We start from the raw sequence: 15646 nt of genomic DNA, 5'->3' as shown, positions 1-15646 counted from the left end.
GTCTGGGCCTGGGCCGGCGCCCCGGCAAGAACGAGGCCGGCGGCAAAGGCTGCAGCCAGTGTCAGATAGCTCTTCATCAGGTGTCCTCCCATGGACTCGAAGATCGTTGCTTGGCGTCAATTCTTGCTGGCCGGGCAGGAGTTGACGCTCTCCTGCCCGCTTGAAACCCCTTCACCGAAACTCTGCGAAAAACGCTCCTGCGAGCAGCGCAGGTGCCGGCGCATCGCGGTGCTGGCGGCCTCTCCCGATCCAGCGGCCAGCGCATCACGGATAACCCGGTGCTCGGCGACGGCGGCGCGCCAGGATGTCTCGTTCTCGAAGTAGCTCGCGAGTTGCTGGAAATACGGATTGATGCGCTGATCGAACAAGGTGCCAACAAAGCGCGCCAGAACGGAGTTCCCCAGGATTCCGGCGATCGCGACATGGAAGGCGCGGTCGAGCGCGACGAGTTCGTCGCTCGGCAATCCGGGAGCCTCCATTCCGCACAGGATTTCCTCGAGGCGCGCGAGATCCTCGCCCGTTGCCTGCCCTCCCGCCTCGGCGCAGATCGCGCTCTCCACCAGCTCGCGGGCCTTCAGGACCTCGAAAGGCCCCTCGGGCGCATCATCGGAGACAAGGATGGCGCTGGGAACCGGACGTGGCGGATCGATCACGTAGACGCCGGAGCCCATGCGGATACGCACCCGCCCCTCGACCTCGAGCGCGATCAAGGCCTCGCGCACTGAAGGACGAGAGACGCCGAGCTTTTCCGCGAGTTCCCGCTCAGGTGGCAGGCGTGCGCCAACGGGAAACTCCTGCCGGTCAATGAGATGACGCAGCTGATCGGCGATCTGACGATAAAGGCGCGGCGACTCGACGGCTTCGAGCGGCACGTGTCACTCCCCGGTCCATCCCCTGCCTCGGCAGTACCGAGGTCAATTTGGCCATGTGGTCAGGCCAATTTTGGAGAAGAAACCATCGTAGCGACCGGCATGTCAATGAGCCTTCGCAGGCAGGCGCCTTCCGTTCCAGCGATGGCCCTGCCCCTGCCGTTACGCCCCGTACCAGCAGCTCGGTCTTTCAGAACGCCAGCGGCCGATGGTACGGCTGAGTGCGACCAAGGTCGCGGACTTTGGTTTGTCGATTTGTCCGACCATGGTCTCTCCCCGCAGTCCGGCCTCATGGGTATAATTGTTGAGGCGGCTCCCACCCATTGGCCAGATGCGGGGAGGCGGACATGTATCTTCCGCGCGAGACCACCGGCGTCCTGTTGAAGGAAGCTGAGCGCGCTCTGGAAAACCGGCTCGAGATCGTCAGAGCCCTCGCCTTGGGGCAGATCACCAAACGCGATCTGCTGCGCTGGGGATATTTCGCGACCGGCGGGCTTCTGATCGCGAGGAGCGGGCTCGGCCGGTTCGTCGGTAGCGCCTATGCCGACAGCGTGCCGCGCAGCCCGACTTTCGGCGCAGTCAAGTTCCAGACGCCGATGCCGCGGGCCGAGCTTCAGAGGCCGGTCCCGCTGCTGCGCCTGCCGAATGGCGATGCGGCCTGGCAGACGGGTGGGGGCGGTACGGAACTGGCCGCCAGGAGCTTTTCCTATCACACCGACTTCACCAATTCCGGCGGTGCGGTCTTCCGCAATCCGGTGACCGGTGTCGGGCCGTTCGAGGGGCGGCCGCCCGGCGAGTTCTTCGCGCATCAGCGCTGGGAGGAGCTTTACCCAAAGGTGGGCTATCTGCTGTCGGTCGGACAGGTCCGACCGGGCAGCAAATTCGGCCAAGGGCTGCCGGACCAGAACGCAAACTCCGTCTGGTCCTTCGGCCCCCGGCAGCCTGGGCAGACGGGGAATGCCGCCGGCCTGCGCACGGGGTTGGCGAGGCCCGTTCTGATCAAGGCCCGCTACGGAGAACCGACCCTCACGCGCATCTACAACGACCTGCCGGTCGACCGGGCCATCAATGGCGGATTCGGGCGCAACGAAAGCTCGGTTCACCTTCACAATTCGCATAACGGCGCCGAGAGCGACGGTGCCTGCAACGCGTTCAATTTCCCCGGGACTTTCTATGACTATCACTGGGCCATAGCCATGGCGCGGCGCGATTTGCCGAGCGTCTGGCCGACCAGCGACCGCGACTTTGCGCGCAAGGCCTCGGGACCCGACGATGGCAACGGCCTGGTTCAGGTCCCGGGCGATTTCCGGGAGATCCAGGGCAGCCTGTGGTTCCACGATCATCGCTTCTTCTTCACGGCGCAGAACGTCTACAAGGGCATGTTCGCTGTCTTCAACATCTACAGCGGGCCTGATCGAGGCCGCGAAGATCTCGATGACGGCTTCAACCTGCGGCTGCCGAGCGGCTCGCAGCTCAAATGGGGCAATGTCGACTTCGACATCAACCTCGCGATCTCGAACCCGGCCTTCGACGCCAACGGGCAGCTCCGGTTCGACATCTTCGACACCGATGGCTTCCTGGGTGACATCCTGTTGGTCAACGGCACCTATTATCCGTATTTCGAGGTGCTGCCGCGACGTTACCGCTTCCGCCTCCTGAACGTCTCCGTCGCGCGCTTCATCAAACTGGCACTCGGGGTCAACAAGAGTGCTCGCTTCTCGCAAGCCACCAAAGTTCCGTTCTACTTCATCGCCAATGACGGAAATCTGGTTGTCAGTCCGATCGCCCTGACCGAGCTGGACGAGCAGGGCGTTGCGGAGCGCTACGACATCGTTGTCGATTTTTCCGCCTTTGCGCCAGGCGACAGCATCTATCTGGTGAATCTGTTGCAGCAGACCGACGGGCGCCGGCCAGACGGCGCCGTCTCGATCGACAGGGCACTCAAGGCTGGCGGTGACGATCCTTGTGTCGGCCCCTTCCTTGAGTTCCGGGTCGTGAATTCGCTGCAAAGCGTCGACAATCCCGGCAAGATCTACAATGCCAGCAATCCGCTCGACAAGGATCGCAGCGTCAATTTCACCGATCCCGAGTGGCGGTCCGGCGCCAAGACCCTGACCAGCCAAATCCCGATCGTCGCGCCAGTGCGCGAGCGGACCCTTGAATTCGGCAGGTCAGGAGGTGGAGATTCTCGCAATACTGCTGACGGGCAATGCATCCCCGATTGCGGCAATGCCGATTCCTTTCCCTGGACCATCAAGGTCAACGGCCAAGCAGCGCACTCGCTCAACGCCAACCGCATCTCCCTCCTGGTCCCCAAGCCGGGCGAGGTGGAGCACTGGACCCTCGTCAATGGCGGGGGCGGCTGGGACCACCCGATTCACCTTCATTTCGAGGAGGGCGTCACCATCGACCGCGGCGGAGCTGCCATTCCCGCAACGGAGCGCCTTGTACGCAAGGATGTCTGGCGCCTGCGGCCCTCGGGCAAGGTGAAATTCCAGGTGCGGTTCGGGGAGTTCGGCGGGGCCTATGTGACCCATTGCCATAACGCCACCCATGAGGACGCTGCGATGCTGCTGCGGCTCCAGCTCCTGACGCCTCCACCCGGAGATCCGAACTTCAAGGGCCAGCCGCAATATGTGGTGACACAGACGCCGATCCCGACGCCGAACGGCGTGACCTTCAAGCAGCCCGAAATTCTACCTGAAGGAGATCCCCGGAATCTCAGAGTTGCAGGCTCTGCACGCTCCTGACCAAGACAGGGCGACCGATCGCCGGAACTCCGCTGCACAAGATCGCGGGCTAAGCCGCGCTCGCCATCACCTCTGCCCGGATCTCCTCGACCAGCCGCTCCTTGAGCGCGACGAATTCCGGGCTCGTCTTGATCGTGTAAGGACGCGGATGCGGGAGGTCGACCGGGATGTCCGCCTTGACGCGTCCCGGCCGGGCGCTGATCACCACGACGCGCGAGGCCATGAAGATCGCCTCCTCGACGTCATGGGTGACGAAAAGCACGGTCTTCTGCTCGCGCTCCCAGATGCCGAGCAGCATTTCCTGCATCAGGGCGCGTGTCTGGTTGTCGAGCGCGCCGAAGGGCTCGTCCAGCAACAGGATCTTTGGATCATTGGCGAGGGCACGCGCGATCGCGGTGCGCTGCTGCATGCCGCCCGACAGCTGCTTGGGGAAATGATTCTCGAAGCCCTTGAGACCGATGCGTCCGGCCCAGTCGACGGCGATCCGCAGCCGCTCCGCCTCCGGCACGCCCTTCTCGCGCAGGCCGAAGGCGATGTTCTGCGCCACGGTCAGCCAGGGAAAGAGGGTATAGCTCTGAAAGACGAAACCGCGATCCGCACCGGGCCCTGTCACCGTCTCGCCATCGAGCAGGATACGCCCTTCCGTCGGCGTCTCCAGCCCGCCGATCATGCGCAGCAAGGTCGACTTGCCGCAGCCGGAGGGGCCGAGAATGGTGATGAAGTCGTTGTCGGAGACGCTGAGGGAGGTCGGCATCAGCGCCCGTGTCGCCTGCCCGCCGTGACGCGCGGGGAAGGATTTTCCGACATTGTCGATGATGAGCTTGCTCATTTCGCGGCCCAGGGGAACAGGCGCTGATTGACCGCCTTGAACAGGAAATCCGAGATCAGCCCGATMAGGCCGATGACGATGATGCCGAAGATGATCTGCCCGGTGTTCAGCAGCGCCTGGCTGTCGGTGATCATGTGGCCGATGCCGGACGAGGAACCGATCAGCTCGGCGACGATGACATAGGTCCAGGCCCAGCCCAGCACCATGCGCAGGATCTCGGCGATCTCGGGCGCTGCATTGGGCAGCAGCACGCGCATCACCACGGAACGGTCGCTGGCGCCCAGCGTATAGGCGGCATCGACGAGATCGCGCCGGATCGAGCCCACCGCGACGGCGATCATCAGGATGATCTGGAAGATCGAGCCGATGAAGATGACGAGCAGCTTCTGCGTCTCGCCGATGCCGGCCCAGAGGATCAGCAGCGGGATGAAGGCCGAGGCCGGCAGGTAGCGCGCGAAGGAGACGAAGGGCTCGAAGAAGGCCTCGATCGGCTTGTAGGCGCCCATCAGGATGCCGAGCGGCAGCGCGACGATGACCGCGAGGATGAAGCCGCCGAGGACACGCCAGATCGTCATGCCGATGTCGAACGCGAAGCCGTATTCGACGAGCAGCTTGTAGCCCTCGCCGACCATGGTCAGCGGATCGGCCAGGAAGAGGCGCTGGACATAGCCGCCGAAGGTCGCGACCGACCAGAGCGCAACGAAGAGTACGAAGAAGCCGAGCCCCAGCGCGACGCGGGACGGGACGGAAACGGGCTGAAGCGGCTTCATCGTCAAATCGCCCGCGAACGCCAGGCCGTGGCCAGTTCCTGCCAGGGCTCGACCGACCAGAAGCCCGAGGCCGCGCCGGAGGTCGATGGCAGCACGAAAGTCGCGCAACCCGCGACATCAACCGGCTGGCGGCCATAGCCGATGGCAGCACTGGATTGACCCAGCACGGCCTCGGCCGCCCGCTTGCCGTTGAAGGCGATGAAGGCCGGAGCCGTCGCACGCATCTTCATCAAGAATCCTTCAATATCGAAATGAGCACGAACGAGCGCGGCATCCGGCCCGGAGGTCGCTTTCGCGACGTCGGTGAGACCAAACCCATAGTCGAGCAAGCGAGGAAAATCCTCAGGCCTGAATTGCCGGGGAAGAAGGCCGATGGCGTGAAGCACCCGCCAGAACTTGTTCCCCGGTCCGGCGTAATAGGCGCGCCGCAAGGCTGAGGCGCGCCCGGCCTGAGTGCCGCAGAAGACGATTCCCAGACGTGGCGCAAGCACGTCCGGCAGAATCGTCACATCGCACCGCCCGAGACGAAGCGGGTATCGACCAGCGTGGTGATATCGGGCTTCGACTTGATCAGGCCGATCTCGAGCAGCAGGTCGGCCGCCTTGGTGGTGAAGGCCTGCCACTCGCCTGAGAAGAACTTCTTGTTGCCCTCGGCATCCGACCAGCGCAGGAAGCCGGCAGATTTGCCGAACTGCTCACCGGACTGCTTCACGTCGGCGCCCATGATGCCATAGGCCTTGGCCTGATCGGCCTTGATCAGTTCGAGCGCCTCGAAATAGCTCTTGGTCAGCCCCTTCACGGCAACCTCGTTGCCCGCGATGAAGGCCGGCGTGCAGCCGAAGGTGTCCATCACCATCGGATAATCGAGCGTGGTCGCGATGATCTTGCCGGCATCCGGCTTGTCGCGCACGGCAGAGAGATAGGGCTCATAGGTCATGGCCGCATCATTCTGGCCGGCGATGAAGGCCTGGGCCGCCGGGCCGGGCTCCATGTTGACCACGGTCACGTCCTTGACCGACATGCCGTTCTCCTTGAGGAACCAGGCGAGCGCGAAATAGGGCGACGTGCCGGGCGCAGAGGCCGCAACCGTCTTGCCCTTCAGATCCTTGATCGAGCCGGTCGCGCTACGCACCGCCATGCCGTCGGCGCCATAGCTCTTGTCGAGCTGGAAGAGCTGCTTGGTCTTGATCCCGGCGGCGTCCCAGACGATCCAGGTCTCGACGGTCGTGGCGGCGCACTGGATATCGCCGGAGGCGATGGCAAGGTGACGGTCCTTCTGCGGGATCTTCTTGATCGACACGTCGAGGCCATTCTTGGCGAAGATGCCGGCCTCCTTGGCCAGCACCAGGGGCGCGAAACCGGTCCAGCCGGAAATGCCGATCGAAACCTTGGTCTGCGCCTGCGCGCCCGTGGCAGCCAGCAGCGCCGCGAAGCCAAGTCCGGCCGCGGCTCCGATACGCTTCAAACCTGTCATGTCGAAACCCTTCCCCTGGTTGATGTCGTTCGCGCCCGTGAGACTTAAAGCCCATCGCCTCATCCGAAGCGGGATGCAACCTTCATTCCAAGGCAGGTTAAATGCATATGCAAAACCGTCAAGGCGGCGATCAGTTTCCTGAACGAAGCTGATAAATTTCTCTTGTTTGACACCGGACGAGGGTTCCGTTCCCTTCGCAGGGTCCTGCGCGCCGCGCATCTCCCAAGAGGTCCTTCCAGAATGAACGGCGCCGACCGCCTTTGCGATACCCTCCTCGTCAATGACGTGGATGTCTGCTTTGCCAATCCCGGCACCTCCGAAATGCATTTCGTCGCGGCGCTCGACCGCAAGCCGGAGATGCGCTGCGTACTCGGCTTGTTCGAGGGTGTGGTGACCGGTGCGGCCGACGGCTACGCCCGCATGGCCGACAAGCCGGCAGCGACGCTGCTTCATTGCGGCCCCGGCATGGCGAACGCCCTTGCCAACATGCACAATGCAAGGCGGGCCTGGACTCCGATGATCAATGTGGTCGGCGATCACGCGACCTATCATCTCGTCCATGACGCGCCACTGACCAGCGATATCGAAAGCCTGGCCCAGCCGATGTCCCATTTCGTCCGTCGGATCACGACGCCCGAGGATGTCGGCCCAGCGATCGGCGAATCCTATGCCGCCGCCATGTCGCTGCCGGGCGTAACCACCGTGATCCTTCCCGCCGATTGCGCCTGGGGCAGCGTCGAGCCGGCCAAGCTTGCGCCGGTCGCGGTGCCGAAGCTGAAATCGGTCGATATGACCGCCGTGAAGGAGGCCGCAGCCGCCCTGCGCAAGCACGGCAAGCGTGCCGCCCTGATGATGACCAATATGGCTTTGCGCGAAGGCCCGATGGCGATGGCGGCGCGGATCTGCGCCGTCACCGGCGCGCGCGTTTTCGGCCAGATGTCGAATGGCCGCATCGAGCGCGGCGTCGGCCGTGTCGCGCTGCCGAAAGTGCCCTACCCGGTCGATATCGCGCTCGAGGCGCTCAAGGATATCGACCTTTTGGTTCTGGTCGGCGCCAAGGTGCCGGTCGGCTTCTTTGCCTATCCGGGCAAGCCCGGCCGCCTGATCCAGGACAGCTGCGCGGTGGTGACGCTGGCCGAGATCGGCGACGACCTACCGCTCGCGATCGAGGCGCTGGCCGATGAACTTGGCGCGCGCCAGAGCCAACCGCTCTATGTCGCGGAGCCTCGCAAGGAGGTTGCTGCCCTGCCGACCGGCGCGCTCGACGCCGACAAGGTCTGCACGATCGTGGCGACGCTGCTGCCCGAGAACAGCATCATCTGCGACGAGTCGGTCTCATCGGGCCGCGTCTTCTACCAGCAGTGCCACAACGCCCCCCAGCACGATTATATCCAGCTCACCGGCGGCGCGATTGGCGAGGGCATTCCGCTCGCCATCGGCGCAGCGGTGGCCTGCCCGGACCGCAAGGTCATCGGCATGCAGGCCGATGGCTCCGGCATGTATACGGTTCAGGGGCTGTGGACACAGGCGCGCGAGAATCTCGACGTCGTCACGGTGGTCTTTGCCAACCGGACCTACCAGATCCTGCATGGCGAGATGCGCGCCGTCGGTGTCAATGATTTCGGCCGCAACGCCAAGCTGATGCTCAATCTCGACGAGCCGGCGCTCGACTGGGTCTCGATGGCGCGCGGCATGGGCGTCGAAGCGGGCCGCGCGACCACCGCCGAGGAATTTACCAAGCTGTTCCAGGGCGCGTTGTCCCGGAAGGGGCCGTTCCTGATCGAGGCGGTAATCTGAGATTTCGCCTGGCGGGGAGGCCGGGCTTGCCCCGGGCCGCCCGCGCCCTCGTTGTTCGATTGTGACTTCAATGCGTGATGCCCGGCCCAGGGCCGGACATCACGAGGGCGCCGTCTTCAGGCGCCAAACCCGGTCAGGAAGCCGTCGAGGCAGCCGCCGATCGCCTCGATCGCATAGCCCCCTTCCTGCACCACCAAGGTCGGCAATCCCATGGCCTTCACCTGCCGGCCGATCGTGCCGAAATCAGCCGCCTCGAGCTTGAGCACACCGATCGGGTCGTCCTTGTGCGCGTCATAGCCGAGCGCAATGACCAGCGCCTCGGCGCCAAAGTCACGGATGGCCTTGCCGGCACGATCGACGGCGGCCTCCATTTCGGCGCCGCCCGCGCCATGGGCGAGCGGCAGGTTGATATTGAAGCCCTCGCCCGCACCGTTTCCGCGCTCGTCCGCATACCCGGTGAAGAAGGGATAGTAGTTCACCGGGTCGGCATGGACCGAAATCGTCAGCACATCCGAGCGGCGGTAGAAGATCTGCTGCGTGCCGTCGCCATGATGCGCATCGACATCAAGGATCGCGACCTTGCCAAATTTCGAGCGCAGGCGCTGGGCCGCGACCGCCGTATTGTTGATGTAGCAGAAGCCGGTGGCACGGTCGGCGCGGGAATGGTGCCCAGAGGGGCGGCAAAGCGCATAGACCGCGCGCTCGCCGGCTAGGATGGCCTCGGCACCTGAGACCGCGGTCTCGGCCGAGCGCAGTGTCGAGGTCCAGCAGTGCTCGCCGACCGGCACGGAGAGATCGCCGAGGAACCAGCCGAGCTGGCCGATCAGGCCGGTTGGCCGACAAGGCGGACGCATGTCCTCATCGACCCTGCCGCTCCAATAGGGGAAAGTGTTGGGCCACGCTTCGGGGCCACGCTCGGGCAGTTGGACCCAGCGCTCCCACAGGGTCTCGAGGAAGCGGACGAATTCCTCGCTGTGCACGGCCAGGATCGGGTCGACGCCGTGAGCGCCGGGGCGCTCCGGCGTGATGCCATGGCGGGCGAGTGCGCCCAGCAATTGCTCCGTGCGTTCCGGCAGATCCTTCGGCGCGACGACGCGGCCGAAGCGCATGTATTGCTGCGGATCGTGAAGCGACTGGTCCGGGTGATAGAAGGCGCGCATGCGGAAACGGTCCTCGGCTTGTTGATCTGCACCATCCCCTCGACGGTGCGCGAGCTTGCAATGACATGCTTAGCAAGCGCCGGGCGCGTGGTCAGGCCGCAGCCACGCCGCCCCGGTCTGCATCCATGGCGGGTTCGGCCGGCTGCAAGCCTGACTGCTGGCTCAGCCACGGCACCCGGTTCGCCGGGACCGGGCGGGAATAGCGATAGCCTTGCGCGAAGTTGCAGCCGCACTGGCGCAGGAAGGCCTCCTGCTTCCGCGTCTCGACACCTTCCGCAATGAGATCCAGCTTCAGGTCGGCCGCGAGGTTGATGATCGCGCGCACGATCGCAGCATCCTCCCCGCCCTCATCGAGATGGCGGACAAAACCGCGGTCGATCTTGATCACATCGACGGGGAAGCGCCTGAGATGGGTCAGCGACGCGTAGCCGGTGCCGAAATCGTCCAGAGCGACGCAGACACCGTTTTCGCGAAGCGTCTTCAGCGCGCGCTCGGCATCGCCGGCGGTGCGGGCCAGGAGCACGGTCTCGGTGACTTCGACGCCGAAGCAGCATGTCGGCACGCCCGCCGCGGCGAGTTGGGCCAGCAGCTTCTCAGAAAACTGCGGATCGCGGAACACCGCTGGCGCGAGATTGACCCAGACTCGAGGGACCCTGGTCCCTGTTGCGAGCCAGCTGCTCAGATCGGCAATCGCCTTGCGCAGGATGATATCGCCAATCGCAGAAGCGGTCTCCGGATCTTCCAGCCCATGGACGAACGCGGCTGCCGGTACGATCCCGCGTTCCGGATGGCGCCAACGTGCCAGCGCCTCAAGGCCGTCGATGGCGCCAGAGACCAGTGAAACCTGCGGCTGATAGAAGGGCAGGATGCGGTCCTGCGCCAACGCCTCGGCCAATTCGCGGCAAATAGCGACGCGCGCGTTCATCGCCTCGCGCATGCCGCTGTCATAGACCACCGCCATGTTCCGGCCCAAGGCCTTGGCGCGATAGAGCGCGAGATCGGCATCCTTCATCAGCTCGATCGGAGCGCGATCATGCTGTGGCGCAAGCGCGATGCCGAGACTGGCGCGAGAGGAAATCGCGTGTCCGAGATGGCTGAGCGGGCCACGCAGCGCCGTCAGCAGCCGTTCCGCCTTGGCCTGAGCCTCGGGCACGTCCATCGTCTCGGTCGAGAGCACCACGAATTCGTCGCCGCCCAGTCGCGCGACGAGATCTCCGAGGGCCGTATGGCGCAGGAGGCGCGCGGCTGCTTCGTTCAGCAGGGCATCTCCGGCATCGTGCCCAAGCGTGTCGTTGACCGACTTGAAATCGTCGAGATCGACCAGGAACAGGCTCACGGTCGCGCCATCGCCGAGAGCCGCCAGGGCTTCCTGCAGACGCTCCTGGAAGAGCAGGCGGTTCGGCAGGCCGGTCAGAGCGTCATGCGTCGCCTGCCAGCGAACATGCGCTTCGGCGGCCTTGCGCTCGGTAATGTCGACAATGCCGGCGACGATCGTCGAGGACTGGCCCATCGACAAGGAAGTCGCAGTGATCAATGCGTCGCGGCTCGCGCCGGATCCGTCACGGATCGCGGCCTCGAACTCGCCGACATGTGCGCCGCGAAGCAATTGCCGCGTCAGGCTGCGCCGGCTTTCCGCATCGACGAAGACATCCGGCACAACCACCTCGCGCAGATCGCCTCCCGTCCCCTTGCCGAAGAAGCGCAGCGCCGCGTCATTGGCCCGCACGAAGCGCCCATCCGCCACCGATGCGACGACGAGYGGGATCGGCACGGCCATGAAGAGGCGCTCGATCATGGCACGGCTCTCGTCGAGCTCCTCCTTTGCAGCCCGCTCTGATTGGGTCGCAGTCCATTCCAGCCGCCTCAGGCGGTTGGCGTGGATCACGACCAGGCCGAGCGCGAAGTTCAGCATCGCCAGCACGAGCACCAGCCCGACGAAGGTGCTGGGATAGGGGCCCGAACCGAGATAGCCGACCAGCATGAGCAGGCTTGTGCAGAAGCCGAGGATGAAGGTCCAGCGGAAGGATATCGGCGCCACCAGATAGAAGATGGAGGGCAGCAGCAGCACGACGAAAAGCGCCAGATCGCTGCGCGAGCTGACCAGGAAGGCGACCGCCACGGCGCAGCCGACCTCCCACAGGACAGTCACGGCCTCGGCCTGCTTGAAGCGGGTAGCCCTGCGGATCAGGATCGCACAGAGAACCGACACCGCCACGACGGAGAGGCGTGCTGACACCGCGACGAGGAAATGCGGCGTCCCGAAGAAGCGCCAGTCGCTGACGAGGAAGAACGTGTTCAGCAGCGCCGAGATCAGGAAGATCAGTCGGCACTGCCGGAGGGTCTCCGGCAACCGGGCCGCCTGGAATATCTCCTCCCGGTCGGAATCGCGGAATTCTCCACCAAATCGGAACAAACTGTCGCGTTGCATGCCGCATCGTTACGATGCGAAGGTCAAAACCGCGTTAAGGCAGCCGGAACTTGTTGCAGCGCAATGCCTCAATCGGGCGTGGCTAGCCCGGCTCGCGGCGCAATCAGAGCGGCGAATTCGCGTGCCAGTTCCGGGATGTCGAAGCGCCCGGGGCGGTACCAGTCGGTGGAGCCATTAAGGGCGCCGAGCAGGAAGAGGCGCAGCGCCTCTGGCGAACGCTCCGCGGCGATCACATCGGCGGCCTGAAGCTCGGCGATCAGGAGGCGCCAGACGTCCTCATAGGCGCGGCGAACCCTGCGCACGCTGTCCGGCACCGACATCGCGCCCAAGGCAAAGGCCTTGATGCTCGCCGAGGTGTAATCGCCATGGCCATGCAGCGCCGTCAGATGTGCGTGAATCGCGCATTCCAGCCGGGCACGTGGCTCGGCCCCCTCGGATCCCTGCAAAGCGGCAACCACCGCCTCCTGAACGAAGCGAACGCCGTCATTGACGACGGCCTCGACGATCTCCTCCTTCGACGCGAAGTGATAGTAGAGGCTGGCCTTGCGGATACCGACCGCCTCGGCGATCTCGCGCAGGGTGGTCTGGTGATAGCCACCCTGGCGCAGCAGGCGTGCAGCCGTGTCGAGGATCAGCCGGCGCGCGCCCCCTTCTACGGCACCGCGCTCCGCTTTCGTCGTCTGAATGCTCACAACCGCTTCGCCACCTCTTCCAGCATGACTTCGGTGGCCCCGCCGCCAATCGACTGGACCCGCGCATCCCGCGTCAGGCGTTCAATGGCGCTTTCGCGCATGAACCCCATGCCGCCATGGAACTGCAGGCAGGCATACATCACCTCGTTGACCAGTTCGCCGCAATACGCCTTGACCATAGAGACCTCGCGCGTTGCCTCAGCGCCACGGGCGTCGAGCCAGGCGGCGTGATAGACGAGCTGGCGCCCCGCCTCGACCTTGGCGGAGAGCATGGCGAGCTTCTGGCGGATGGCCTGCTTTTCCCAGAGTGGAGCCCCGAAGGCTTTGCGGGTGCGGACATAATCCAGCGTGAGATCGAGCGCAGCCTGTGCCTCGCCCATCGCCATCGCGCCGATGACCGTGCGCTCATTCTGGAAATTGCGCATGATCGCGTAGAAGCCGCGTCCTTCCTGGCCGAGCAGGTTCGTGGCCGGGATGCGGCAGTCCTCGAAGACGAGTTCGGCGGTGTCGGAAGAGCGCCAGCCGTGCTTGTCGAGCGCGCGCGAAACCCGGAAACCGGGCGTTCCCCTTTCGACCAGGAAGATCGAAACCGACTGCGAGGGCCTGGCTGAAAGATCGGTCTTGGCGGCGACGCAGTAGAGATCGGCATGGACGCCGTTGGTGATGAACATCTTGGCGCCGTTCAGGACATAGGTATCGCCCTCGCGCCGCGCCGTCGTGCGGATACTCTTCACGTCCGAACCGGCGTCAGGCTCGGTCACCGCCACCGCGCAGATCGTCTTGCCGGCGATGATGTCGGGCATGTAGCGGTCCTGCTGCGCCTTGCTGCCGGCATTGAAGACATGGACGGAGGCCATGTCGGTATGGACAAGCGCGGTGATGGCGACCCCGGAGAAGGTGGAGCGCCCAAGCTCCTCCGCCAGGATCACGGTCGCCAGCGTATCCATCTCCGAACCGCCATATTCAGCGGGGTAGCGGATGCCGAAGAAGCCGAGCTCGCCCATCCGGCGCAGCACCTCCCGGGGCACGAAACCGGCCTCCTCCCAGGCGAGCGCATGCGGCTTGATCTCGGTCTCGACGAAGCGGCGCAGCTGATCGCGCAACGCCTCGTGCTCCTCGGTGAAGTAGGGCGAGCGGCGCGGCTCTTCACCGGTTCCCGCCCCCAGTCTGTCCACCGCCGTCATCGCACTCTCCCGCTGCTTGACCTCTCGGCGCAAAGTCGCCTACCTAACGGACGGTAGGTGACTTGATCAACGAGATCAAGGGCGAGCGCCGAGGCGGGAGGAACCATGTCTGCAGGCTCCACGAGCGAAGCGCGCGCAAACGTGCCGCCGCCCCTTAGCGAGATGCTCGCCACCCTGCGCGAGCGCCATGCGCTCGTCGCCAATGGCGGTGGCCCCAGAATGCGCGAGCGGCACGAAACGCGCGGCAAGATCATGGTGCGCGAGCGCATCGACCTGCTGCTCGACGCCCAATCGCCCTTCCTCGAACTCTCGCCGCTGGCGGCCTGGGGGCTCTACGGCAACGAGGTGCCCGGCGCAGGCATCGTCACCGGCATCGGCACCGTCTCCGGCCGTGCCTGCATGCTGATCGCCAATGACGCGACGGTGAAGGGCGGGTCGTTCTTCGCCGAGACAGTGCGCAAGCATCTCAGGGCGCAGGAGATTGCCGAGGAACATCGCCTGCCCTGCCTCTACCTGGTCGATTGCGGCGGGGCCTTCCTGCCGGAACAGGACCGGGTCTTTCCGGACCGCGACCATTTCGGCGGTTCCTTCTACAACCAATGCCGGATGTCGGCGGCCGGCATTCCCCAGATCTCGCTCGTCTTCGGCGGCTGCACCGCCGGCGGCGCTTATATTCCAGCGCTGTCCGACGAAGTGATCATGGTCAGGGGCACCGGGCGCATCCATCTCGGCGGCCCTCCGATCGTGAAGGCTGCGATCCACGAGATCGTCGATGGCGAGACCCTGGGCGGGGCCGAGATGCACACCCAGGTCTCGGGCGTCAGCGACCATCTGGTCGAAACGGAAATGGAGGGCCTCGCCAAGCTCCGCGAGATCGTCGGCTCGCTCGGCGAAATCGGCAGGCTGGGCGCAGCGCCCTACCCGTCCGTACCACCGCGGCTCGATGCGGCCGAACTCGAGCACATCGTCCCGACCGACCTGCGCAGGCCCTATGACGTGCGCGAGGTGATCGCCCGCGTCGTCGACGACAGCAGCTTCAATGCCTTCAAGCCCGATTATGGCGCAACGCTCATCACCGGCTTCGCCCGCATCCACGGTTACCCCGTCGGGATCATCGCTAATAATGGCGTGCTCTTCTCGGAATCGGCGCTGAAGGGCGCCCATTTCATCGAGCTCTGCGACCAGCGCCAGATCCCCCTGATCTTCCTGCAGAACATCACCGGCTTCATGGTCGGCACCGCAGCCGAACGCGGGGGCATCGCCAAGCATTCCGCCAAGCTGGTCTATGCCGTCTCGAATGCGCGCGTTCCCAAATACACCGTGCTGATCGGCGGCTCCTATGGCGCCGGCAATTACGGCATGTGTGGGCGCGGCTTCCGGCCACGTTTCCTGTTCTCCTGGCCGAACGCCCGGATCGCCACGATGAGCCCGGAGGTTGCAGCCACGGTCGTCATGGAACTGCGCCGCCAGAGCCTGAAGGGCGCTGCCGACGAGGCAGCGATCGCCGAGCTCGATCGCAGGACGCGGGCCCAGTTCGAGGAGCAGAGCGACCCGTATTATGCGACTGCACGGCTCTGGGATGACGGGATCATCGAGCCGGCGCAGACGCGCGACGTGCTCGGCCTGTGCCTCTCGCTTGCCGCAGGCGAAGCGCGCGACACCTCCCCTCGCCCCGTCTACCGGATGTGACCGC

12 protein-coding genes are annotated in these 15646 nt (G+C 65.0%); 3 read left to right on the top strand and 9 right to left on the bottom strand.

The window, feature by feature from the left end; translation table 11 throughout:
• Positions 1-116: 116 nt before the first annotated feature.
• A complete protein-coding gene (locus AC1D34_RS08060; protein ID WP_476823958.1) occupies positions 117-872 on the bottom strand; it encodes a FadR/GntR family transcriptional regulator in 756 nt (251 codons plus the stop codon).
• A gap of 344 nt (positions 873-1216) precedes the next feature.
• Here AC1D34_RS08060 and AC1D34_RS08055 point away from each other — a divergent pair, with 344 nt between their 5' ends.
• The gene (locus AC1D34_RS08055; RefSeq protein ID WP_476823957.1) at positions 1217-3619 is read left to right on the top strand and encodes a multicopper oxidase family protein; all 2403 of its coding nucleotides are present in this window, start codon (positions 1217-1219) and stop codon (positions 3617-3619) included.
• A 49-nt stretch (positions 3620-3668) separates the two neighbouring features.
• Here the strand turns inward: AC1D34_RS08055 and AC1D34_RS08050 are convergent, their stop codons facing one another.
• Genes AC1D34_RS08050 through AC1D34_RS08035 form a run of 4 tightly spaced genes read right to left on the bottom strand, consistent with a single transcriptional unit; the run spans position 3669 to position 6692 of the window.
• Positions 3669-4448, bottom strand: coding sequence for an ABC transporter ATP-binding protein (locus tag AC1D34_RS08050; protein ID WP_441506084.1), 780 nt, complete (start codon positions 4446-4448; stop codon positions 3669-3671).
• Positions 4445-5218 carry an ABC transporter permease gene (locus AC1D34_RS08045; RefSeq protein ID WP_476823956.1) on the bottom strand — a complete coding sequence of 258 codons (774 nt, stop codon included), beginning with the start codon at positions 5216-5218 and terminating at the stop codon, positions 4445-4447. The genes AC1D34_RS08050 and AC1D34_RS08045 overlap by 4 nt, the downstream gene beginning before the upstream one ends.
• 2 nt (positions 5219-5220) lie before the next feature.
• A complete protein-coding gene (locus AC1D34_RS08040) occupies positions 5221-5727 on the bottom strand; it encodes a mismatch-specific DNA-glycosylase (RefSeq protein WP_476823955.1) in 507 nt (168 codons plus the stop codon).
• Positions 5724-6692, bottom strand: a complete 969-nt coding sequence (locus AC1D34_RS08035) for an ABC transporter substrate-binding protein (protein WP_476823954.1) — start codon at positions 6690-6692, stop codon at positions 5724-5726. Before AC1D34_RS08035 ends, AC1D34_RS08040 begins: the two co-directional genes overlap by 4 nt.
• Before the next feature lie 240 nt (positions 6693-6932).
• Between AC1D34_RS08035 and AC1D34_RS08030 the strand changes: the two genes are divergently transcribed.
• Positions 6933-8489 (top strand): acetolactate synthase large subunit, encoded by a 1557-nt coding sequence (locus tag AC1D34_RS08030; protein ID WP_476823953.1) that lies wholly within the window; start codon positions 6933-6935, stop codon positions 8487-8489.
• Between the two features lie 116 nt (positions 8490-8605).
• Here the strand turns inward: AC1D34_RS08030 and AC1D34_RS08025 are convergent, their stop codons facing one another.
• The 4 genes from AC1D34_RS08025 to AC1D34_RS08010 form a co-directional block, all read right to left on the bottom strand.
• On the bottom strand, positions 8606-9649 hold the full coding sequence (locus tag AC1D34_RS08025) for a histone deacetylase family protein (RefSeq protein ID WP_476823952.1): 1044 nt from the start codon (positions 9647-9649) through the stop codon (positions 8606-8608).
• A 91-nt stretch (positions 9650-9740) separates the two neighbouring features.
• On the bottom strand, positions 9741-12077 hold the full coding sequence (locus tag AC1D34_RS08020) for a putative bifunctional diguanylate cyclase/phosphodiesterase (RefSeq protein WP_476823951.1): 2337 nt from the start codon (positions 12075-12077) through the stop codon (positions 9741-9743).
• 68 nt (positions 12078-12145) lie between these two features.
• On the bottom strand, positions 12146-12769 hold the full coding sequence (locus AC1D34_RS08015) for a TetR/AcrR family transcriptional regulator (protein ID WP_476823950.1): 624 nt from the start codon (positions 12767-12769) through the stop codon (positions 12146-12148).
• On the bottom strand, positions 12766-13953 hold the full coding sequence (locus tag AC1D34_RS08010; RefSeq protein WP_476823949.1) for an acyl-CoA dehydrogenase family protein: 1188 nt from the start codon (positions 13951-13953) through the stop codon (positions 12766-12768). Before AC1D34_RS08010 ends, AC1D34_RS08015 begins: the two co-directional genes overlap by 4 nt.
• Positions 13954-14058: 105 nt before the next feature.
• Between AC1D34_RS08010 and AC1D34_RS08005 the strand changes: the two genes are divergently transcribed.
• Complete coding sequence (locus tag AC1D34_RS08005; protein WP_476823948.1) at positions 14059-15642, top strand: acyl-CoA carboxylase subunit beta; 1584 nt, start codon at positions 14059-14061, stop codon at positions 15640-15642.
• The last annotated feature ends 4 nt before the right edge of the window (positions 15643-15646 follow it).

It is taken from the genome of Allobosea sp. P1_A7 (assembly GCF_056406775.1).
The sequence above is the reverse complement of the archived record's forward strand: the minus strand, read 5'-3'. Positions and strand labels throughout refer to the sequence as shown.

What these genes read in the sequence shown, in the direction of transcription:
- AC1D34_RS08055 (WP_476823957.1), top strand. Translation starts at nt 1,217, where the DNA reads ATGTATCTTCCGCGCGAGACCACCGGCGTCCTGTTGAAGGAAGCTGAG.
- AC1D34_RS08050 (WP_441506084.1), bottom strand. Translation starts at nt 4,448, where the DNA reads ATGAGCAAGCTCATCATCGACAATGTCGGAAAATCCTTCCCCGCGCGT.
- AC1D34_RS08035 (WP_476823954.1), bottom strand. Translation starts at nt 6,692, where the DNA reads ATGACAGGTTTGAAGCGTATCGGAGCCGCGGCCGGACTTGGCTTCGCG.
- AC1D34_RS08030 (WP_476823953.1), top strand. Translation starts at nt 6,933, where the DNA reads ATGAACGGCGCCGACCGCCTTTGCGATACCCTCCTCGTCAATGACGTG.
- AC1D34_RS08025 (WP_476823952.1), bottom strand. Translation starts at nt 9,649, where the DNA reads ATGCGCGCCTTCTATCACCCGGACCAGTCGCTTCACGATCCGCAGCAA.
- AC1D34_RS08010 (WP_476823949.1), bottom strand. Translation starts at nt 13,953, where the DNA reads ATGACGGCGGTGGACAGACTGGGGGCGGGAACCGGTGAAGAGCCGCGC.
- AC1D34_RS08005 (WP_476823948.1), top strand. Translation starts at nt 14,059, where the DNA reads ATGTCTGCAGGCTCCACGAGCGAAGCGCGCGCAAACGTGCCGCCGCCC.